The following is a 20,176-nucleotide window of genomic DNA, read 5'->3' as shown; positions in this document are numbered from 1 at the left end:
AGATAACCAATTTTAAGGAGGTAGACATAGATGTCCCAAGAACGTAGTGGCGTAGCCACATTTAAAGGTAGTCCCCTCACACTGATCGGACCCGAACTGAAAGCGGGAGATCAAGCTCCCGACTTTACACTAAACAAAGACTTGCTTACTGAAGTAAATCTTTCGGACTATGCTGGAAAAGTCAAACTGATCAGCGTCGTTCCTTCCCTTGATACGGGTGTGTGCGATGCACAAACTCGCCGCTTCAATGAAGAGGCTGCTTCTCTTGGAGAGAATGTAGTCATTTTAACAGTAAGCGCAGATCTACCTTTTGCTCAAGCTCGTTGGTGCGGTGCAGCAGGCGTGGATAAAGTAGTAACCCTTTCGGATTACAAAACGAACTCCTTTGGCAAAGCATATGGTGTTCTCATTAAAGAATTCGCACTTGATATGCGTTCTATTTTTGTTATTGATGCAAACGACAAAATTACATATGTAGAGTATCTGGCAGAAATGACAGAGCCACCTAACTATGAAACCGCAATTCAAGCGGTGAAAGAACTTTTGTAATTCCTGTCACACAAAAAAAGCGAACGAGGACTTGTCCTTGCTCGCTTTTTATTTTATTCTCCGGTCACTTTATACCTAGAGAGCTTCTTATCAATAATATCAAAAATTTGAAGTATAATTCGATAATTCGCTCCAAGATCCCCTAATGAACCTTTTGAAGCAGAATAAATATCAACCGCCGTACGGACAGGTGTCACTTGAATTAAAGTCACCGTAATATCTAATGTACGACCAAATGTAGTGCGTTTCTCCATCGTAATTTCACCCACAGAAGGAACCTCGTGAAGTACTTTGTAGCCAGGTATCTTCTTCATTAGAGAGGAAATTTCATCCCATGCTTTGTCTCTAGACAAGTTATAGTAACGCGTTTTCATTTTGGGATCCTTAGCTCGATCGCTTGTTCCTTCCATACTGCGGATAATACCGACAAGTGTTCTTTTGAGTGACAAGACTCTTCCCCCTTTATATATAGCCGCTCCCTTTTTTCTTTAGTCTAGTGTAACATTCTCTATCGCAGAACAAAAGTGAGCAGAAACAACCTATGTAATTATAATAAAATCGATTCGTAATTAGAACGGGAAGACTGATGAGCTGCTGTCTATTCACCATTTCTAATAAAACTAAAAAAACATCTCAAAGCACCCTTACAGAGTACGTGGAGATGTTTCTTAAATCCTGAAAAGGATTCCCGCAAATGCCGTCCGATTATATTGTCTTCTGAACCTGCGATAGCAGGTGGGTGATCTCAGAGCTGGTTATGAAGTCCCCATGTCATATAGACAGGGCGTTTCAGCCGCACCTCGTTTGATCTCCCGAGACATAGTCATTGGTTCAAAAACAACGAATAACCGATACGAACATCGCAGGATGTAGAAACAATTATAGCGCTATTCCATGTAAAAGTAAATAAGAAAACAGAATATGCTAATCATCACGACTCTTCTTATTTCAATTCTGTGCGTGACTCAGAGGATGATTCTTCTTGAATTCCCTCTTCATCTGCCTGATCTGCTTGCATTTTCTCTATTTGTTCCTGCATTTTGGTGAAAGTAGCGTAGAAATTAAAGAAAGCAAACCATGCAATTACGCTGCCAATAAAGAAAAAGAATAATGCTGGATACTGTGCACCAATATAACTTACTAATCCCGCTCCAAGCAGAGTTGAGAATACGCGGAAGGGACGGATTAACGTAATGAGCACAGCATTCTTAATGATGAGTCCAATCGACATGTGATAATGAACCACCATCGAAAAGAAGTTAAACATAGAAACACCAAGTAATAGTAATAGAATCAGCATAATAATACCAATTAACTGCAAATTCTTAAATTGTGTCATGTATACGGTATAATCCAAATACATCACAACAAATAGAATGGTATAGAAAATACCGCCTATCATACTTTGCTTAAAGTTATCTTTGTAACCAGCAAAAAAGGTTTTGAATACAGGGACATCAGCATCCCCCATGACCCATTTACGAACTACATTGAATAAGGCTGCTGTCGCGGGAAAGAATGTAAACGGTGCCACGATTGCGATGGCCCAGTTCATTTGTATCGATTCATTCGCCATCCCTTGCCCCAAAACGAGAATCTTCACAATCGTAAAGAAAAAGAATGGTGAAGCACAGAGTACCCATAACAGGTTAGCCCCTGCAAATCTAGTGATCCATTCCGTAAGGCGATATATGCCTCCCATTGCTCCCTTAAACTCCAAATTTTTCTCCTCCTTACACACAGGAAAAATTCCAATTATACCGAAATTCAGCCCCATGTATCATCTTAGATGCGGATTCTCGAATCCGAGTAGTGCTTTATATTATGTATGAATACAAGGCAAACGCAGCTCTGTTAGCAAAGAATATCCATTCATAATGTAAATTGACCGCTCAAGAAAATCCAGAGTTATTCGTGATCTCTACTAGTAACTATACCGCATAACTATAATGAAAAGCTAGCATCTCAGGCAAATACGAGGCTTCCCATTTATAAAAAAATGTATATTTTGCTGAAATATAAAGGTATAAGCCTATTTATTAGACCTTTAGGCATATATCTAGTCATTTTTCTTAATTCGTCCATAGGATAAAGTGTAGTAGAAGAGCAAAGCAAGCTTCTGATCGTAAGGAGGTGAACGCGATGTCTTACGGCTGTGGTCCTGTTGTTGGTGGTTGTGGTACAGGTGGTTTTGAATGGTTCTCCACAGGTACGATTCTCGTTTTATTCATTCTGCTTGTCATTATTTCTAAAACATTCTTCTGTTAAATAACAGAAAAGACGAAGCATCATATGCTTCGTCTTCTTCTTTTTGTATCTTATTCAAATGAAGAATCTTCACGACGAGGTCTACGCTCACCGCTGTTGTTATTGCTGTTGTTGCCAGCGCTGTTATTACTGCTATATGAACGCGGTTTGCGATCACGATCACGGTCGCGATTATATCCGCCTTCTTTACGTCCACCACTGTTGTATCCGCCTCTGTTGCTGCTTCCACTACCGCTACCACTGCGATTGTATCCGCCGCTGCGATTACCACCGTAACCGCCAGAAGGCTTACGTCCACTAGAACGAACATCTGGTTTACGACGTTTAGCACGAATCGGATCCTCAGGTGTAAGTTCGATCGCTGCATCTTTTTTATCTCCTGTAAGGAGTTTAAGAGCTGCAGACAAAAGTTGTACAGAGTCGTACTGCTCAAGCATTTGAATCGCAATTCCTTTGTACTCGTTCAATTCACCATCTTGTACAATTTCAAGTAGACGTTCTGCCGTTACGCGTTGTTTACCTTCAATTGCTTCTGCAAGTGTAGGAAGCGGTTTACGCGGAATACGGTGACGAGTTACACGCTCGATGAAGTGCAAATGATCAATCTCACGCGGAGTCACGAAAGAGTAAGCTGCACCTTCTTTACCTGCACGGCCTGTACGACCAATACGGTGAACATAGCTCTCAGGGTCTTGCGGAAGGTCAAAGTTTACTACATGTGTTACACCAGAAACGTCAAGTCCACGAGCTGCTACGTCTGTAGCTACGAGTACATCAATGCTTCCATCACGGAATTTACGCATTACAGCGTCACGTTGATTCTGAGAAAGGTCACCATGCAGACCATCTGCAGAGTATCCACGTTTTTGCAAAGCTTCTGCAAGCTCATCTACACGACGTTTTGTACGACCGAATACGATAGCAAGCTCAGGAGATTCCATGTCAAGCAAACGGCTCAGCGCGTCAAATTTTTGACGTTCAGGTACTTCGATATAAGATTGATCGATAAGCGGTGCGCTTACTTGTTTAGGAATAACGGATACGTGCTCTGGGTTTTTCAAGAATTGTTGTGCAAGTTTTTGAATGTTAGGAGGCATTGTAGCCGAGAACAACATCGTTTGACGCTCGTCTGGAACTTGTTTCAGGATCGATTGGATATCTTCCATGAAACCCATATCCAGCATTTCATCAGCTTCGTCCAGTACAACAGTTTGTACATCTTCAAGTTTGATTGTTTTACGGTTGATATGGTCAAGCAAACGACCTGGTGTACCGATAATCACTTGTGGTTTCTTTTTCAAAGCGCGAATTTGGCGAACGATATCTTGACCGCCGTAGATTGGAAGAGTGCGGATCCCTTTAAAACGAGAAAGTTTCTCGATTTCTTCTGCTACTTGAATAGCAAGTTCACGGGTAGGTGCCATAATCAGTGCACGGATTTTTTCGTCAGTTTTGTCGATTTTGCTGATGAGTGGAATACCAAAAGCAGCTGTTTTTCCTGTACCTGTTTGTGCTTGTCCAATCAAATCACTTCCGCCAAGTGCTAATGGGATTGATTTAGATTGAATGGGTGTTGCTTCTTCGAATCCTAGTTCTGTAATAGCTTGTAGAACCTTAGGTTCCAAATTAAATTCTGAGAAAGTTGTCAAATTTTTTCAAACTCCTTTTATATGGTGGACATGTGGACAAATCCACTTCGTTATCTGTATTCTTAAGTAGCGTTACATTTATTGGCTGTTGGATCATGCGAAGTTTTCTGCACGATTTCACCTTTTTTCAATAATGAAGAGAATACTTTCCCTCTATTATTGACTAAACTACATATGATGTTTTTAATTGAAACTTGCTGAAAACAAAACATGCTTTTTCCGAAAAAAGCGACCTACTCAAGAACATCTAAACAATATTATATCACAAAACGATTTACAATTACCAGCTAGCATTATAATATGAATTATTGTTGAGGTGAGAAAGTGTTTAAATTACTAACAAAATCCGCACTTGTTTTTATAGGCGGTGCCATTATTGCAGCAGGCTTCAATCTTTTCTTAATCCCTCATGAGCTTCTTAGTGGGGGTATTTCTGGTGTATCCATGCTTATCGGATATTTCACCAGTCTGGATTTTAACTTCATGTACTTCGCTCTTAACATCCCACTCCTTATTGCCGGTTGGTTTATGCTCGGCAGGAGGTTTATCACTTTTAGCATATTGAATGTTATAGCAACGACATGGATGTTAAATTTAGTACCTGTAACTGCCGTTGTAGAAGACCCCCTCCTCTCTTCTGTATTTGGCGGGGTACTGATTGGGGTAGGAACTGGTTTGGCATACCGGGCAGGAGGATCATCTGGAGGGCTAGATATCGTTGCTTCCATTATTACCCGGTACCGAGATTTTCCTATCGGAACGATTATGGCGTGTATGAACGGGATTATTATTATGCTTGCCGGATATTTGAATAATGACTGGAATATTGCCTTAATCTCTGTATTATCCATTTACATTACAGGCAAGATTATAGACCTTATTCATATCGGGCATGTGAAAGTGACTTTATTTATCGTTACCAACGAGACAGAGATCATGCTAAAAAAATTGCTACCAAGACAGCGAGGGGTCACCAAAATCAAAACACAAGGTGCCTTCACTGAGCATGAAAAAGATATGCTGATGACGGTAACGACGAAATATGAACTCGACGAAATAAAACAAATTATCAAGGACACCGATCCGAAGGCGTTTGTTAACATTGTAGAAACCGTCGGGATCATGGGTTCTTTTAGGAAGAATTAGGGTGTTTGTCAAGTGTAATATTTAAGGTCCTTGTGGTATACTATGAATGCATACTCGTTATTGCAATGATGTTCTCAAGAGCTTATCTTGTCTATCCGTAATTTCACCAAGCACAAGGCTTTTCCAGGCAATGAATGATTCTTTGCTGAATGATTCTAAGTGAGGAAAGGGTGATTATTTGTGGAAATGGAAAGGGTAAAACTGTCTGATATCGTCTCTAAATGGTTTCCAGAAATGCTCCCCACTTTAAGGCAACATGAACTCAATTCGTTAATTGTGCTTCGGGATGGATTCGGGATTTTGGAACCAGAGGATGCTATGGAAATCATTCAGTACAGTATTTGTGAACAGCAAGACAATATGTATTTACAATAAAACCGCACGCCGCCGCTATCGCCGTTTCTCGGCATAGCGGTTTTTTTATTTTATTTTGAATTCTCTTCTCTTTTTTCACTCGTATAGAAAGAAATTACTCTGTTCATTCTCCGGTACTTCTATTAAAATATTTCTTTGTGTGCATTCACAAATCTTATACAAAGAAATAAATGGAGAATAGACATGAATCAGACATTTACTACTTCCCAAAAATGGAAGCAATTTCTTATCATTTTGCTCCCCATCCTCATTACGCAGATTTCGTTATCGGCAATCACTTTTTTCGACACCAATATGTCAGGCCACTATAGCCCACAAGATTTAGCAGGTGTAGCGATTGGAGCTAGTCTCTGGATTCCCATCCAAACCGGACTCAGCGGTATTCTCATGGGAATTACACCGATTGTATCTCAGTTGATCGGCAGCGGTCGCAAAAGTGATGTGCGTTTCAATGTAATACAGGCACTCTATTTTGCTGTTACAATCGCGATTCTCATTCTTCTTGTGGGAAGTTTCGTCATTGGCCCTGTTTTGGAATTTATGAGCCTTGAAGATCGGGTTCAATCCGTTGCTTATTATTTTCTTAGTGCCATTTCATTTGGGGTTATCCCGCTCTTTGGATATACCGTACTTCGTAACTTTATGGATTCTCTTGGCCAAACAAGAATAACGATGATCATTACGCTCATTTCCTTGCCAATCAATATCTTACTGAATTATTTACTGATATTCGGTCATTTTGGCTTCCCTCGTCTTGGCGGGGTTGGTGCGGGTGTTGCTTCCGCATGTACTTACTGGATTATTTTCTTCATTTCCATCGTTGTAGTGCATCGTATACGCCCTTTTGCCGAGTATGGCGTATTCCGGAAGTGGCATGGTCCTTCTATTCGTAAATGGAAAGAGCTTTTGACAATTGGTATACCCATTGGATTTGCGATATTTTTTGAGACCTCTGTATTCTCAGCGGTTACCTTATTTATGAGTAGATTTGATACAGCAACGATTGCAGCGCACCAAGCAGCGCTGAACTTTGCATCTACCCTATATATGATTCCGCTTAGTATCAGTATGTCACTCACGATTCTGGTCGGTTTTGAAGTCGGAGCAAGACGTTTACAGGATGCCAAGAAATACAGCATCATCGGAATCGGCAGTGCTGTAACGTTATCATTACTGACTGCTGTGGTGCTTATTGTATTCGGCAAGCAGGTTGCTGGTATTTATTCTACCGACCCTATTGTCATTGATCTGATTCAGCATTTTTTAGTGTATGCCATCTTCTTCCAAATTTCAGATGCGGTAGCCACACCGGTACAAGGTTCATTACGAGGATACAAGGATGTTTCTCCTGCTTTTATCATTACTTTTATTGCTTTTTGGGTAATTGGACTGCCAGTCGGGTTTATAACAGCTACTTATACAACTCTCGGACCTTACGGGTACTGGATTGGTTTAATCGTCGGGCTTGGATGCGGTGCATTCGCTCTGTTATGGCGCCTTGTAAGAATACAACGTAAATACAATCAAAAATTAACGAGTAAGTAAAAAAAGCTGCTCAGTGTACCTAAAAGGTATTCACTGAGCAGCTTTTTGGTTAATTTATATAGGTTATTGGGAAAGGCGAAGTGCAAGATCATACAATTCCATATTAATTGGTTTTTTCGTATTAACTACAAGGTCGATGTCTGTAAGTGTCAACTGATTATTAATAATTCCGCAAGCTTTATCGGATTCACCTTCAATCAGTTTACGAACAGCAAAATCACCTAGACGGCTGGCTAAGTTACGATCAAAAGGAGTTGGCGTACCACCACGTTGAATGTGACCTAGAACCGTTACTCGCGGCTCATACGCTGGGCAGCGCTCCATAATTTCTTTAGCTACGTCTTCTCCCTTGCCAACACCTTCTGCCACAACAATGATACTATGACGTTTTCCGTGTTCAAAGTTTGATCTCATCCGATTTGCAACTTCATCCATATCAAATGGAACTTCTGGAACAAGAATAGTCTCAGCACCAGATGCTAGTCCTGCATGAAGTGCGATATCACCGCAATGACGACCCATAACCTCTACGATGGATGAACGTTCATGAGAAGACATGGTGTCACGAAGTTTGTTAATGGCATCTACTACAATACTTGTAGCTGTATCGAAACCGATCGTGTAATCCGTATAAGAAATATCATTATCAATTGTACCAGGAAGAGCCATCGTATTAATTCCGAGTTTACTCAGCTTGTTAGCCCCTTGATAAGATCCGTCCCCGCCAATAACGACAAGACCGTCGATGCCGTGCTCTCTCAGGATGTCTGCACCTTTTTGCTGACCTTCTGGTGTCATAAACTCCTTACAACGTGCAGATTGAAGCACGGTTCCACCGCGCTGAATAATATCTCCAACACTACGAAGGTCCATTTGGCGAATATCATTATTTAAGAGACCTTGATACCCACGTTGAATACCAAATACTTCAAGCCCATAGTAAAGCCCACTGCGTACCACGGCACGAACAGCGGCGTTCATCCCCTGAGAGTCTCCTCCACTAGTTAACACTGCAATTTTTTTGACTGCTGACATTATGATTTCCTCCTCTTATTTCTCATACATATGTTTACGAATCCATTTGGTATTGACCAAGAAAAAGCGTCTAGTTAGCGGGCTATTTCTTAGTAACCTTTTGGAGACGGAACGAACCTCCTGCTGCTCGCTGACCTTAGGATCAGTCAAGTATAGTGCAAGCAGTCCTTCAATAATCATCCGGTGAAAAGAACTAGCAGGCATGTGCGAAACGTCGTTACGAGCCTCATCAACAATATAGGCGAACCGTTCGATCATTTCATTCTCGCTTTCGTAATAGTTACAAAAGTTAAGATCTCCACCCTGTTTGTCTTCTTCCTGATCGATTAAGTAATCGAGCATGATGTGTAGTCCTGTCACATGCGGGAAATAGGATGCATGAATAGAGGAAGCTTCAACATCATCTAGATGTGGGTCTGTAGCAGCAAGGAAAAGCATGAATACCCCTAGTGTTGAACCCGTAGCTGCTGCAAACTCATTCCATTGTAATGCCGGCGTGCGCTGCTTATGAAGTTCCCACCAATCGAGTAAAGCTTGTTCACGAAGTTCAGGCTTAATATGCTTGTACACTTGTAAGTCAACATAGAGTCCTACCAAATCCTGAACATGAGATTTAACAGCCGAATATCCGGGCAACCTCTTTAAGCAGGATTGACAAGTAGATACAAGACTATGCAAATATCCATCATCTTCTTGTTCTTTACGAAGTGCATAATAATTTACTAATTTCGCGTCAGGATTAACCGCGTCAAGCATCGATTTATGTAGCAGCCTAAAATCATCGGCATCCATGGAAGTGCTTCGATCGCATAAATTATCCAAATAATCACTGATCGTTTGGTACGATACGATGAGTGGAATAAGGACTTCCTTCATCGACAAATTGGCGGCTGCATAAACAGCGCCTCCTTCACAGTGAAACTGTTTGCTTGCAATACTGGCAAGTGCCTGTGTTCTAAGCTCCGGGTCTGGAATCTCTTCTGCTCTCATTTTAATACGACTAAGTTCTTGTCTTACACCAGGGAAAATATGTCTGTATACCCGGTTCATTAGTCCAATGGGCCCCCGTGGAACATTACGATAACTTTGTTTTTGGTTAATCAAATGACGGTGCCTCCACTTTGTTCTTTACATATTCATACCTGTTCAAACCAATACCCATTATAATATGACATGCCATTTTGTACAAATAATCTAAGTCACTTATTTATATTATCAAACATTAGACCTCTATCCATTTTTTATCATATTTACATTATAGCATGTGTGAATATAATCACAGAAACAATCAAAAAAAGCGCAGCTCCCCTAATCGGGAAAACTGCGCTTTCAATACACGATTCAAACAAACTTGTATAAGAAATCCGATAAGTACGGAAAAATTCTTACAGTTTGATTACGTTAGCTGCTTGAGGACCACGGTTTCCATCAGTAATTTCGAATTCTACCGCTTGACCTTCTTCTAGAGTTTTGAATCCGTCTCCTTGAATAGCGGAGAAGTGAACGAATACATCGTCGCCGCCTTCAACTTGAAGAAAACCATAACCTTTTTCTGCATTAAACCATTTAACTGTACCTTTCAAATGAACAACCTCCTAAAAATACCGCCATCTATGGCGAATGTCTATATTATACTGCATAAGTTTTTACAATGCAATTACTGTTTTGATCAAAGCTATAAAATAATTTGCTTCTGGAACTCGGGTAAGGTATCATTTTACCAAAACCGCAAATGGAGAAATGCACATGATTAAAAAACATCAAATATATAAAAAAGACAAATGGAATATGATGACTGTAGAAGTACAAGGTCGTTATATAGTGCTTCGTGAAATCTCTGATCAATGGGGAGAAGATACTCACACATTTATGAGCAGACCAGCTCTTATGCAGTGGGCAAAAAATCGATTCCCTAAAGAAGACTTTGTAGACAGAGAAGAAGAATGGGCTGAAATTATGGCTGCTTTCAAAGAGGTATAAAATATATGGATGTTAGCAGTAACATACTTATTTTTATTGTTTCTGCCTTCCTGCTCGGCGTTGTCGTTATTGTGAAAAAAGACTCGCTTCCACAAAGACTTCGCAGGCCGCTTGCTATTATTTCTATTCTAATGATTGCGTTCGCCTTCTTCCTTATTATGTACAGCTTGTTGACAATGGGCAGCTAACCGCTCACCTGGTACCCTGGCGGTTACTTCCTTTCAAATATTTCATTACCGGAACGGTCATACTATGCATTAGTGCCTTACATTAAGGAGGAACCGCTATTGTATGCCCGAAAGACATTGCTCTTTGTGCTTGCAGTTAGTCTGATGTTTACAAATGGTGCCGCTCATGCACAAGCTGACCGTTCCGGCCCGTCTTTATTTAATGATCATCAAAGGAGGATGAATATGAGTAAAGTAGTGAAACGAAGTGAAGTACCTTTAGAAGATCAGTGGAACCTGCAGGATTTATTTGAGAATCAAGCTGCATGGGATAAAGAGTATGAAGAGGTCAAAACCTTGACCAAAAAAGCAGCAGAATTCCAAGGCAAACTGAGTCAAGCGGAAGCTGTAAAATCCTGTTTTGAACTCGAAGATGATATTTCCCTCAAAACAGAACGTTTATATGTTTACGCTCATATGCACCATGATGAAGATACGGCAAATCCTACATATCAAGCACTTTCTCAAAAGGCGAAAAAGTTGAGTGTGCAGGTTAGTGAATCTTTATCTTTTGTGACTCCGGAAATTCTCGCTTTACCGGATCAGGAACTCGATGCTTTTATTGAAAATCCTATTCTTAAGCCTTACCAATTCACGTTAGTAGAGATGAAACGCGAAAAAGCACATGTTCTATCAAAAGCGGAAGAAGCATTACTTGCTCAAGTTGGTAACTTGTCTCAAGCTCCGCAGACGATTTTTGGCATGCTGAATAATGCCGATCTCAAATTCCCGAAAATCAAGGATGAGCATGGAAACGAAGTTGAACTGACTCACGGCAGCTATATTCAGTTCCTGGAGAATCCAAATCGTGAAGTGCGCGAGAGAGCGTTCAAAGCAGTCTACAGCACTTACGCGAAAAATAAAAATACGATCGCTGCTACGCTCAGCGCGAGTGTAAATAAAAACATTTTTTATTCAACTGTTCGTAAATACCCTTCTGTTATGGAAATGTCCCTCTATGGTGATAACATTCCAACCGAAGTGTATACGAACCTCGTTGATACCATCCATGAAAGCTTGCCGCTGCTTCAGCGTTATATGAAACTGCGCAAAAAGCTGCTCGGAGTAGATGAACTGCATATGTATGACCTCTTCGCTCCTCTCGTTGATGAGTACAAAATGGATATCTCCTACGATGAAGCGAAAAAGACCGTTAAAGAAAGCTTAAAACCTCTTGGTGAGAAGTATCTGGATGCTCTTCAGGAAGGTTTCAACGACCGATGGATCGATGTATACGAAAATGAAAATAAACGCACAGGAGCGTATAGCTGGGGCGCTTACGGCACACATCCTTATGTACTCCTGAATCATAAAGATAACTTGAACAGTATGTTCACGTTAACTCATGAGATGGGTCACGCTCTTCACTCTTATTTCTCAGACCATGCACAGAAATATAGAGACGCGCAATACACCATTTTCTTGGCAGAAGTTGCGTCTACTACGAATGAAGCTCTGCTGATGGATTATATGCTTAAAAAATCAACAGATCCAAAAGAGAAATTGTATCTACTCACCTATTATGCAGATCAATTCCGTACAACCGTATTCCGCCAAACGATGTTTGCTGAGTTTGAGAAAATCATTCACGAACGTGCAGAACAAGGAGAATCCTTAACACCTCAGCTTCTCTCCGAAATCTACTATGAACTGAACAAAAAGTATCATGGAGATGATATGGTAGTTGATCAGGATATCGAAATGGAATGGGCACGTATCCCTCATTTCTACAACAGCTTCTACGTTTACAAATATGCAACAGGGTTCTCTGCAGCAACCAGCTTCTCCAAACAGATTCTGGAAGAAGGTCAACCTGCCGTAGATCGTTACCTTGGCTTCCTGCAAAGCGGTGGAAGTGACTACTCTATCAATATCCTGAAAAAAGCAGGTGTCGATATGTCTTCCCCAGAACCGATTCGCGAGGCGATGGCCGTATTCGAAGAGGTAATCACCCAAATGGAACAACTTACGAAATAAAATATTATACCTAGAATCCCTTGCCAATAGCCGGCAAGGGATTCTCCATGATTTACAGCAGTTTCAAGCGGGGTCAGATAAAACACATGACAAGGGAGATTGAACGATGAGCATTCAAATCAACGAGGAATATACTTTACAATTACTAGATAAATTACTTAACACTCCGAGCCCTAGTGGGTTTACTCATCACATTATGGAAATCATCGAAGCAGAAGTGTCAAGACTTGGCTTTACGTATGAACGCAATGCAAAAGGCGGCACCATTATCACGCTTCCAGGTGAGGACAATAGTAGAACGATCGCGTTAAGTGCTCATGTCGATACACTAGGTGCCATGGTTCGTTCTATTACCTCCAGCGGAACGCTAAAACTAACATCCATCGGTGGATTCATGATGAATTCGATCGAAAATGAATACTGCATCATCCATACTCGCAGTGGCAAGTCCTATACAGGTACCATTATGTCAACGGCTCCATCGGTACACGTCTATGCAGGTGCCAGAGAATTCAAACGAGAAGAAAGTCATATGGAAATTCGAATTGATGAGATGGTAGAAACAAAACAAGATGTTTTGGATCTAGGAATCGGAGTAGGCGATTTTATTTCTTTTAACCCACGTGCCGAGTTTACAGCCAGCGGGTATATCAAATCTCGCCATCTGGATGACAAAGCAAGTGTCTCTGCTCTCTTTGCTTTACTAGAATCTGCTAAAAGTAATCAATGGAAGCCTAAACATCAAGTGAAACTGTTAATCAGCAATTATGAGGAAGTTGGTCACGGTACGGCTTATATTCCAAGTGATATTGATGAAATGATTGCTGTGGATATGGGCTGTATTGGTGATGATCTATCTTGTAAAGAAACCGACGTATCCATCTGCGCAAAAGATTCTTCAGGACCTTATGATTATGAAATGACATCAAGGCTGATTGAGCTAGCAAAAGCATCTGACATCGACTACGCTGTCGATATCTACCCTTTCTATGGTTCGGATGCTACAGCTGCACTACGCGGCGGTAATAATATTCGTGCGGCTTTGATCGGACCGGGTGTACATGCTTCTCATGCTATGGAACGTACGCATAAAAAAGCTGTAATCAATACAGCTAGACTGTTAGCTGCTTACATCACTGCGTAAATCTCTTTTGATTGAAAAAGCATTACTTACATCACGAAATCACATCATAAACGAATCCTGACAGAAAAAAATGATCGAACTTAATATTCTTCTTAAACAATAAAGACCCCTCTCGGGGTCTTTATTTTCTTATCATATAGATTTCGTCCTTACATTTAAAAAACAGCCCTAGAATAGGGTTTAGAAGTCCCTACGGTAAAACCAATAACCTTCCCCGAATTACACTTCATAAGCTGGGGTTTTACAACCTCAATAGTAACGACAAAAAAGTTAAGCTTCTTCTACTGCTCTCTTTCGCTTGTTCTCCCAATTCATAAGTTCACCGAGTAGTTTCTGCTTTGTGGAATCAAGTTTTATTAAAACTCTACCCACCTCTCCCATACCTTTGCTAACACGGTCCTGGGCGTCATGGATTTTATTTTGTACCAACCAGTCACTAAAAAATCCATCAAGGAAATAATCCGCAAAAGTAAGCATACCTTGAATTTCAAAATCACTATCCAGGATTACATTGACATCACGAAGCTCTTCCTGAAATTTACGAAGATGGAACTGAGCTTCATGGACATGATCTTCTGCATCTCCAATTCGGCTATGTTTAATATGTGTGGAGATCATTCCTCCACCAAGCATATCGTAGGTTCCCCAATTTCCCACTGATTTTAGAGATTCGGCAGCCTCATCGAGACTATCGAGCACTCGATTGCCTGCGCCCATCGCTTCATCGATCTCTTTCAGTTGTCCTTTGATCTTGACCTCATTTTCCAAACACTTCTGAATAAAATCATCTGAGTCTGCCAAGCTTTTCTGTTTGTCAGCCATAAGTTCATCGTATTCTTGTCTCCAGTGTTGCCATTCATACAAAGCTGCAATCTCGCTTCTCACCTCAGAAAGCTGTTTGCGAATATCCTCAAGAGCACGGGATGCTTCGTCATACAACGCTTTGCTCTCTAAAAGTTCTTTCTCCTCTTTCTCCAGCTTCTCTTCTTTTCTCCCCACCACACTGTAAAATAAAGAAGACAAAGAAGTCTTAAGAAGCTGATCTACATCCTTTTGTTCTGCACGCAGATGTTCTTTTCGAACATAAAGGAGTTCTTCTCCCCTTTTTTCAAGTTCCTGTAGGTTTTCTTCTCGGGAAGTCCATTTGTGAAGCAATCTGCCTTTTTCCTTCAGTAGTGCAAGGCGTTCATTCATTTCCTCATACACAGACATTCTCTCCCTTCTCGTCCTTCCAAGACTTACGAAGATAAATGTTATTTACTTCTTGTTCTGTTCGATCTGCTCTGCTAGTTCATTTAAATAAGTCCATCTTTCCATTAAATGTTCCAGCTCTAACTCCGCCTCTGTCTGTTGCTTCATTAATTCTTGGAGTCTTGATGCATCCGCAAAAGCTTCTTCCATTTGAGAAGTAAGATCTGCTATCTTCTGCTCTGCAGCTTCAATCATTGTATCAATCTGCTCATATTCCCGCTGCTCTTTAAAACTAAATTTCAGTTTCGTTTTAGGCGTATCTTCAGACTTTACAGAGGCAACTGGAGAATCTTTTTTCTCCACACTTGATTCTTTCTTATTCATTTCTTTCCCGGGCTCTTGCCCATTCTTAACAAGCCACTCTGCGTACTCTGAGTAGTCCCCTACATGTACTCTCACCTGACCCTCGCCTTCAAAGGCAAGCACTTTATCAATCGTACGATCAAGGAAATACCGATCATGCGATACGACAAAAACAACGCCAGGGAAATCCTCCAAGTAGGTTTCGAGAACACTAAGGGTACTGATATCCAGATCATTCGTAGGCTCATCTAGGAGAAGTACATTAGGTGCAGACATAAGGACTCTTAACAAATACAGACGGCGCTTTTCTCCCCCAGACAAGCGGGAAATATACGTCCACTGCGCTGCAGGAGGAAATAAGAATCGTTCGAGCATCTGAGCCGCAGTAATGGTTTCTCCATCTCCTGTGCGAATCACTTCTGCTTCTTCTTTGATATATTCGATGACCCTTAGGTTCTCGTCCATTTCTTGATGTTCTTGTGTAAAATAACCCAGTTTAACGGTAGGTCCTACTACAATCTCACCGGAATCTGGCTGAATTCGACCTGCAATCATATTGAGCAGTGTTGATTTACCGCTGCCGTTTGGCCCTACAATACCTACACGGTCACCAGGAACCGCAATATAACTTAGATCATCTACCAAGGTGCGATCTTCGATTTTTTTTGACAGATGTTCTATTTCTAAAATCTTCTTGCCGAGTCTAGCAGAAGCCACTGACATTTCCAGATCTCCAGACCGATGAAGATTGTCCTGATCTCTCAATTTTTCAAAGCGGTCAATTCTCGCTTTTTGTTTTGTCGTCCGTGCTTTCGCGCCTCGGCGAATCCAGGCAAGTTCGCTGCGCAATAAATTTTGCCGTTTTTGCTCTGAGGACGCTTCTCTCTCTTCACGTTCTGCTTTCAGTTCTAGAAACTTAGTGTAGTTTGCTTCATACCGGAAAAGACGTCCATGATCAAGTTCAATCATCACATTCGCTACTCGGTCCAAAAAATAACGATCATGCGTGATCATAAGAAGCGCACCGCGGCGTTTTTGTAAATATTGTTCCAGCCAAACGACAGAATCGTTATCGATATGGTTTGTAGGCTCATCCAGTATAAGAAGATCCGATGGATGAATGAGTGCAGCGGCAAGCGCAACCCTTTTTCGCTGTCCACCCGATAAACTGCCCATTTTTGCTTCGAACTGCTGAATGCCTAGTTTAGAGAGAATTGTTTTTGCTTCACTCTCTAGCTGCCATACATCATGCGCTTCCATCTTTTCACTAATTGAAGTTAGCTTTTGCAGCAGCATTTCATCACTTGGCTTTAGTTCTAGCAGTTCCATAATTTCCATATAGCTGCGAACGGTCTGCATTTCGGGTGAGTCGCCTTGAAATACTTGCTGTAGTACCGTGATATCAGGGTCATAATCCGGATTCTGATCTAACATCTCGATCCGTACATGGTTACCGATTGCCACGTTACCTTCGTCTGCTTGTTCCTTACCTGCAATCACGCGAAGAAATGTGGATTTGCCTGTTCCGTTTACACCCACAATACCGATTTTATCTTGATCGTTCATACCAAACGACGCATCTTTGAAAAGAATCTTTTCTCCATAGCTTTTGGAAATATGTTCAACTGTCATTATATTCATTATGAAATTTCCCTACTTTACTTCAGTTTAGATACATCTTATATGTGTTTTTTATTAGGTGAAGTACGAACTTGCAAGTTCTTTACCACAACCATTGATGAATAAGTTGCTTGCAAACTTCACTCTGTTCTCCAGTTCCTCTGCCCCAAAATTTGGTTTGACCATGATATCCATTTTATGCCGGTCTAAAATACCAATATAAGATACAGCATAAAGTTCCGGCTCTGGTAATCCGCCTTCCGAGAGCATTTCTTGCACGATATACATATACTCTTGTAAAAAACGCTTCATATACTCTATGAGCTCTGGATCATTATTCGGCGTCATAAAGAACAGTTTTGTGTGCTGACGCCGCTCATAATAGTATGTTAAGTGATTCCGCGCGAAAACGATTAATTTATCTTGCATATTCATAGAAGAGTCTTTTAAAATAGCTCTAGCTGACTGAAGAAAACGTTCACAATCTCTGCGGGTAACTGCTGTGAAAAGGGCTTCTTTATTTTTAAAATATAAATAAATAGTTCCTTTGGCGATGCCAGCCTCTTCCGCAATTTCGGACATTTTAGTTTCATAAAAACCTTTCATCCCGAATAGATGATAACCCGCGTCCAAGATCGCTTCCTGTTTGTCTATTGGATCCATACTTATCACCACCCTACAAATCTAGTCATTCAAAATATAAAGTGCCCCAGAATACCTGCTAGAGCTCCGCCGAACAAGGAACTTAGTAAATTCACAAGATCATTGCTCATCCAGCCTAAACCACGGCTTTTTATCGTTCTAACGCCGCAGTGCTCATGCACTTCCATTTCTGTACCGCATACCCTGCAGCAATACATTCGCTGCGCCGTCGCCCCTAACAGAGAATCAAGATAAGCCCCAGCGAATCCAGAGATAAGCCCAATTAGTGCATATGCTAATAAGGAAGCCTGCATCTCTTGCCCTGTTACTTGTAAGAAAAGGTAAGCTCCCACACCAATAAGAAGCGCCCCTGACATGGATGCAATATTACCCGTCAATGTCACTCCCCCAGAAGCCCCAGGAGCTACAGGTTGCAGTGTAATGACTGATCTCGGTCTTCTACGGCTAAGACTTCCAATTTCAGTAGCCCACGTATCAGCAGTAACCGTTGCCATGATTCCAATGAAAACATACATCCACACGGGATGCGGAAAAAGAGCATATAGAATGACTAATATCATCCCAAGTCCGCCATTTGCAAACACTTGAGCAGCATCCCGGTTTCCAGTCTTAGCATAGGATTTTTCTAATTCACGCTTCTCACGTTTCTTATATTTCGAGAGCAGGGTCGAAGTAATAAAAAATAGCAGCAAGGTGCCGAACCAGAATAAATTACCTGCTCCATAGTATACTGCACCCATCACAACAGCTGCAGCAAAACCCGAACCTGTGAGTGATTTCTTCCTATAGGCAGCACCAGCCACGAGGAGTGCAAATAAAGTGCCCCATATATAGTCCATAAGTGTCAGTTCTCCTGTACATCTATTTTATATTTCAATAGTATAACACGCGGATCCATGCCGAGTCAGTCCAGCTATTGAATCAAACAATATAAAAAACACGCAATCGCAACTAGCTGATTCAGGATAGTCGCAAAAGCGTGTCCTTATTTAGTTCCTTTTGTCTTTCATCAGGTTATTTGATCGTAATACTGCCTATATCTTCACCGGCAAAGCTTAGTTTTAGCATATCCCCAGACTGGACTGGTCCAACGCCTGCAGGCGTTCCTGTAAATATAATATCTCCCTCACCAAGTCCATAATGCAGTGCTATATAATCTACGATGTCCTGGAGGCTAAAGATCATGTCCTGAATATTGCCCCGCTGCACTTCCTCATCATTCTTATTCAGCGTAAAATCAGATGCCATAAGAGCGTCTATTCCTTCAAAAGGCTTAAACTCACTGATGGGAGCAGAACCAAGGAAACCTTTTGCTGCTGTCCAAGGGTGTCCCTTGCTTTTTAGCTTAGACTGTACATCACGCAGGGTAAAATCAATGCCGAAAGCGTAGGAGTCCACTACTTGATTTATAACCTCTCCAGGACAAACCTCTTTTCCAATTTTGATGACAAGTTCTGCTTCATAATGGATTTCTCCGCGTCCTTCGGGTAGTGCAAGAGTCTGTCCATTCATCATTACAAGTGCATGAGATGGTTTCATAAAAATCATCGGTTCTTCCGGAACGGCATTCCCTAGTTCTTCCGCATGAAGCCGGTAATTTCGCCCCACACAATATACATTTCGAATTGTTCTCTGCATATCTCTTCTCTCCTCTTGTCCTGTCTACTTGGATGAATTAGGTTTGAATAATTTCGATAATTTCCTGGAGTTCGCTTTGTTCCACAATTCAGGCCGATTCGTGCACAGCATAATACTTGGGTCAAGCGCCGCAATATTACGCATGATACGCGATGAATCAATCGTCCATGCCATGACTCTAATATTTTTACTATTCATCTCCTTTATAAGCGACTTCGTGACATAAGGATATCCAATGGATAGAAAATGACATCCTAGTTCTTCTAGTTGCCTTGCAAGGTCTGCAGGAGATGCATTAATAATCAGCCCTGTCGGAATATCGGGATGAATTTGTTTTACCTGCCGTAATGCCTTCTTCTCAAAAGAGGTAATAACATAATCACGAGGTTTCCATACGCCATACAGTTTTCCAATAACAGAAGCTGCCAAATCAGGATACATATTACCGACCGTTTTCAGCTCAATATTAAGCTTTACTTTCCCCTTGGTAAGTTCAAGCACTTCTGCCAGTGTAGGAATACGTTCCCCCGCATACTTTTTCGATTTCCAGCTTCCAGCATCCAGTTTCTTTAGTTCAGCAAGGGTATGATCTCTTACATTGCCACTGCCATTTGTTGTTCGTTCCAGACGAAAATCATGGATTACCACAGGAACTCCATCACGAGAGAGCTGCACATCAAGCTCAATCCAGGAAACCTGCTCTTGCTCCATAGCCAGTTTGAATGCAGCGATTGTATTCTCGGGAGCAAGGGAAGAATACCCGCGATGTGCTACGCATGGATTGTCCATCTAACTTCACCCTCTTT

21 protein-coding genes and 1 other RNA gene are annotated in these 20,176 nt (G+C 41.3%); 9 read left to right on the top strand and 13 right to left on the bottom strand.

The genetic code is table 11. The features are described 5' to 3' along the window. The first annotated feature begins 30 nt into the window (after positions 1-30). Positions 31-549 (top strand): thiol peroxidase, encoded by a 519-nt coding sequence (tpx, locus tag PV403_RS03690; RefSeq protein ID WP_332083621.1) that lies wholly within the window; start codon positions 31-33, stop codon positions 547-549. 53 nt (positions 550-602) lie between these two features. Here the strand turns inward: tpx and PV403_RS03685 are convergent, their stop codons facing one another. The 3 genes from PV403_RS03685 to PV403_RS03675 all read right to left on the bottom strand — a co-directional run bounded on the left by PV403_RS03685 (position 603) and on the right by PV403_RS03675 (position 2,269). Continuing rightward, the gene (locus PV403_RS03685) at positions 603-998 is read right to left on the bottom strand and encodes a DUF1499 domain-containing protein (protein ID WP_213532196.1); all 396 of its coding nucleotides are present in this window, start codon (positions 996-998) and stop codon (positions 603-605) included. A 232-nt stretch (positions 999-1,230) separates the two neighbouring features. Beyond that, positions 1,231-1,421, bottom strand: a non-coding RNA gene (gene ssrS / locus PV403_RS03680) — 6S RNA. Between the two features lie 71 nt (positions 1,422-1,492). Continuing rightward, positions 1,493-2,269 (bottom strand): YesL family protein, encoded by a 777-nt coding sequence (locus PV403_RS03675; protein ID WP_213532195.1) that lies wholly within the window; start codon positions 2,267-2,269, stop codon positions 1,493-1,495. A gap of 422 nt (positions 2,270-2,691) precedes the next feature. Between PV403_RS03675 and PV403_RS03670 the strand changes: the two genes are divergently transcribed. Next, a complete protein-coding gene (locus PV403_RS03670) occupies positions 2,692-2,817 on the top strand; it encodes a hypothetical protein (RefSeq protein ID WP_283771257.1) in 126 nt (41 codons plus the stop codon). Positions 2,818-2,867: 50 nt separating this feature from the next. Here the strand turns inward: PV403_RS03670 and PV403_RS03665 are convergent, their stop codons facing one another. Continuing rightward, entirely contained in the window at positions 2,868-4,466 is a 1,599-nt protein-coding gene (locus PV403_RS03665; protein ID WP_332083620.1) for a DEAD/DEAH box helicase, read from the bottom strand. Positions 4,467-4,790: 324 nt separating this feature from the next. On the opposite strand from PV403_RS03665, the gene PV403_RS03660 reads away from it, so the two are divergent. From PV403_RS03660 to PV403_RS03650, 3 genes are all read left to right on the top strand, one after another. Further along, on the top strand, positions 4,791-5,612 hold the full coding sequence (locus PV403_RS03660; RefSeq protein WP_213532193.1) for a YitT family protein: 822 nt from the start codon (positions 4,791-4,793) through the stop codon (positions 5,610-5,612). Between the two features lie 186 nt (positions 5,613-5,798). Then, positions 5,799-5,987, top strand: coding sequence for a hypothetical protein (locus PV403_RS03655; RefSeq protein ID WP_201450707.1), 189 nt, complete (start codon positions 5,799-5,801; stop codon positions 5,985-5,987). 183 nt (positions 5,988-6,170) lie between these two features. Beyond that, on the top strand, positions 6,171-7,532 hold the full coding sequence (locus PV403_RS03650; protein ID WP_332083619.1) for an MATE family efflux transporter: 1,362 nt from the start codon (positions 6,171-6,173) through the stop codon (positions 7,530-7,532). Between the two features lie 63 nt (positions 7,533-7,595). On the opposite strand, the gene pfkA is transcribed toward PV403_RS03650, so the two are convergent. The 3 genes from pfkA to PV403_RS03635 form a co-directional block, all read right to left on the bottom strand. Next, positions 7,596-8,567 (bottom strand): 6-phosphofructokinase, encoded by a 972-nt coding sequence (gene pfkA, locus PV403_RS03645; protein ID WP_213532191.1) that lies wholly within the window; start codon positions 8,565-8,567, stop codon positions 7,596-7,598. Positions 8,568-8,582: 15 nt separating this feature from the next. After that, positions 8,583-9,617 carry a tetraprenyl-beta-curcumene synthase family protein gene (locus tag PV403_RS03640; protein ID WP_332083797.1) on the bottom strand — a complete coding sequence of 345 codons (1,035 nt, stop codon included), beginning with the start codon at positions 9,615-9,617 and terminating at the stop codon, positions 8,583-8,585. Between the two features lie 335 nt (positions 9,618-9,952). Next, positions 9,953-10,150: a cold shock domain-containing protein gene (locus PV403_RS03635; RefSeq protein WP_160033010.1), complete on the bottom strand. Its 198-nt coding sequence runs from the start codon at positions 10,148-10,150 to the stop codon at positions 9,953-9,955. Positions 10,151-10,313: 163 nt separating this feature from the next. Here PV403_RS03635 and PV403_RS03630 point away from each other — a divergent pair, with 163 nt between their 5' ends. From PV403_RS03630 to PV403_RS03615, 4 genes are all read left to right on the top strand, one after another. Next, entirely contained in the window at positions 10,314-10,547 is a 234-nt protein-coding gene (locus PV403_RS03630; protein WP_160033009.1) for a hypothetical protein, read from the top strand. A gap of 5 nt (positions 10,548-10,552) precedes the next feature. After that, positions 10,553-10,735: a hypothetical protein gene (locus tag PV403_RS03625; RefSeq protein ID WP_191798084.1), complete on the top strand. Its 183-nt coding sequence runs from the start codon at positions 10,553-10,555 to the stop codon at positions 10,733-10,735. Between the two features lie 225 nt (positions 10,736-10,960). After that, entirely contained in the window at positions 10,961-12,751 is a 1,791-nt protein-coding gene (pepF, locus tag PV403_RS03620; RefSeq protein ID WP_332083796.1) for an oligoendopeptidase F, read from the top strand. Between the two features lie 106 nt (positions 12,752-12,857). Continuing rightward, on the top strand, positions 12,858-13,895 hold the full coding sequence (locus PV403_RS03615) for a M42 family metallopeptidase (RefSeq protein WP_213532190.1): 1,038 nt from the start codon (positions 12,858-12,860) through the stop codon (positions 13,893-13,895). A gap of 270 nt (positions 13,896-14,165) precedes the next feature. Here PV403_RS03615 and PV403_RS03610 read toward each other — a convergent pair whose 3' ends face one another. The 6 genes from PV403_RS03610 to PV403_RS03585 all read right to left on the bottom strand — a co-directional run bounded on the left by PV403_RS03610 (position 14,166) and on the right by PV403_RS03585 (position 20,159). Next, the gene (locus PV403_RS03610; protein ID WP_213532189.1) at positions 14,166-15,107 is read right to left on the bottom strand and encodes a hypothetical protein; all 942 of its coding nucleotides are present in this window, start codon (positions 15,105-15,107) and stop codon (positions 14,166-14,168) included. Positions 15,108-15,152: 45 nt separating this feature from the next. Then, entirely contained in the window at positions 15,153-17,090 is a 1,938-nt protein-coding gene (locus PV403_RS03605; RefSeq protein WP_332083618.1) for an ABC-F family ATP-binding cassette domain-containing protein, read from the bottom strand. A 54-nt stretch (positions 17,091-17,144) separates the two neighbouring features. Then, positions 17,145-17,732 (bottom strand): TetR/AcrR family transcriptional regulator, encoded by a 588-nt coding sequence (locus tag PV403_RS03600; protein WP_332083617.1) that lies wholly within the window; start codon positions 17,730-17,732, stop codon positions 17,145-17,147. A gap of 29 nt (positions 17,733-17,761) precedes the next feature. Then, the gene (locus tag PV403_RS03595; protein WP_332083616.1) at positions 17,762-18,571 is read right to left on the bottom strand and encodes a DUF92 domain-containing protein; all 810 of its coding nucleotides are present in this window, start codon (positions 18,569-18,571) and stop codon (positions 17,762-17,764) included. A 175-nt stretch (positions 18,572-18,746) separates the two neighbouring features. Then, positions 18,747-19,370: a fumarylacetoacetate hydrolase family protein gene (locus PV403_RS03590; protein ID WP_332083615.1), complete on the bottom strand. Its 624-nt coding sequence runs from the start codon at positions 19,368-19,370 to the stop codon at positions 18,747-18,749. A 24-nt stretch (positions 19,371-19,394) separates the two neighbouring features. Beyond that, positions 19,395-20,159 carry a glycerophosphodiester phosphodiesterase gene (locus tag PV403_RS03585; RefSeq protein WP_332083614.1) on the bottom strand — a complete coding sequence of 255 codons (765 nt, stop codon included), beginning with the start codon at positions 20,157-20,159 and terminating at the stop codon, positions 19,395-19,397. Between the last annotated feature and the right edge of the window lie 17 nt (positions 20,160-20,176).

Origin of the sequence: Paenibacillus sp. GYB006 (assembly GCF_036577645.1) — a bacterium.
GTDB lineage: Bacteria > Bacillota > Bacilli > Paenibacillales > Paenibacillaceae > Paenibacillus.
Note: the sequence above shows the minus strand (reverse complement) of the source record. Positions and strands in the feature narration are given on the sequence as shown.

Coding starts and splice junctions, on each gene's coding strand:
- PV403_RS03650 (WP_332083619.1), top strand. CDS start 6,171: ATGAATCAGACATTTACTACTTCCCAAAAATGGAAGCAATTTCTTATC.
- PV403_RS03640 (WP_332083797.1), bottom strand. CDS start 9,617: ATGAACCGGGTATACAGACATATTTTCCCTGGTGTAAGACAAGAACTT.
- tpx (WP_332083621.1), top strand. CDS start 31: ATGTCCCAAGAACGTAGTGGCGTAGCCACATTTAAAGGTAGTCCCCTC.
- PV403_RS03655 (WP_201450707.1), top strand. CDS start 5,799: ATGGAAAGGGTAAAACTGTCTGATATCGTCTCTAAATGGTTTCCAGAA.
- PV403_RS03615 (WP_213532190.1), top strand. CDS start 12,858: ATGAGCATTCAAATCAACGAGGAATATACTTTACAATTACTAGATAAA.
- PV403_RS03625 (WP_191798084.1), top strand. CDS start 10,553: ATGGATGTTAGCAGTAACATACTTATTTTTATTGTTTCTGCCTTCCTG.
- PV403_RS03600 (WP_332083617.1), bottom strand. CDS start 17,732: ATGGATCCAATAGACAAACAGGAAGCGATCTTGGACGCGGGTTATCAT.
- PV403_RS03585 (WP_332083614.1), bottom strand. CDS start 20,159: ATGGACAATCCATGCGTAGCACATCGCGGGTATTCTTCCCTTGCTCCC.
- PV403_RS03605 (WP_332083618.1), bottom strand. CDS start 17,090: ATGAATATAATGACAGTTGAACATATTTCCAAAAGCTATGGAGAAAAG.
- PV403_RS03590 (WP_332083615.1), bottom strand. CDS start 19,370: ATGCAGAGAACAATTCGAAATGTATATTGTGTGGGGCGAAATTACCGG.
- pfkA (WP_213532191.1), bottom strand. CDS start 8,567: ATGTCAGCAGTCAAAAAAATTGCAGTGTTAACTAGTGGAGGAGACTCT.
- PV403_RS03670 (WP_283771257.1), top strand. CDS start 2,692: ATGTCTTACGGCTGTGGTCCTGTTGTTGGTGGTTGTGGTACAGGTGGT.
- PV403_RS03595 (WP_332083616.1), bottom strand. CDS start 18,571: ATGGACTATATATGGGGCACTTTATTTGCACTCCTCGTGGCTGGTGCT.
- PV403_RS03630 (WP_160033009.1), top strand. CDS start 10,314: ATGATTAAAAAACATCAAATATATAAAAAAGACAAATGGAATATGATG.
- PV403_RS03610 (WP_213532189.1), bottom strand. CDS start 15,107: ATGTCTGTGTATGAGGAAATGAATGAACGCCTTGCACTACTGAAGGAA.
- pepF (WP_332083796.1), top strand. CDS start 10,961: ATGAGTAAAGTAGTGAAACGAAGTGAAGTACCTTTAGAAGATCAGTGG.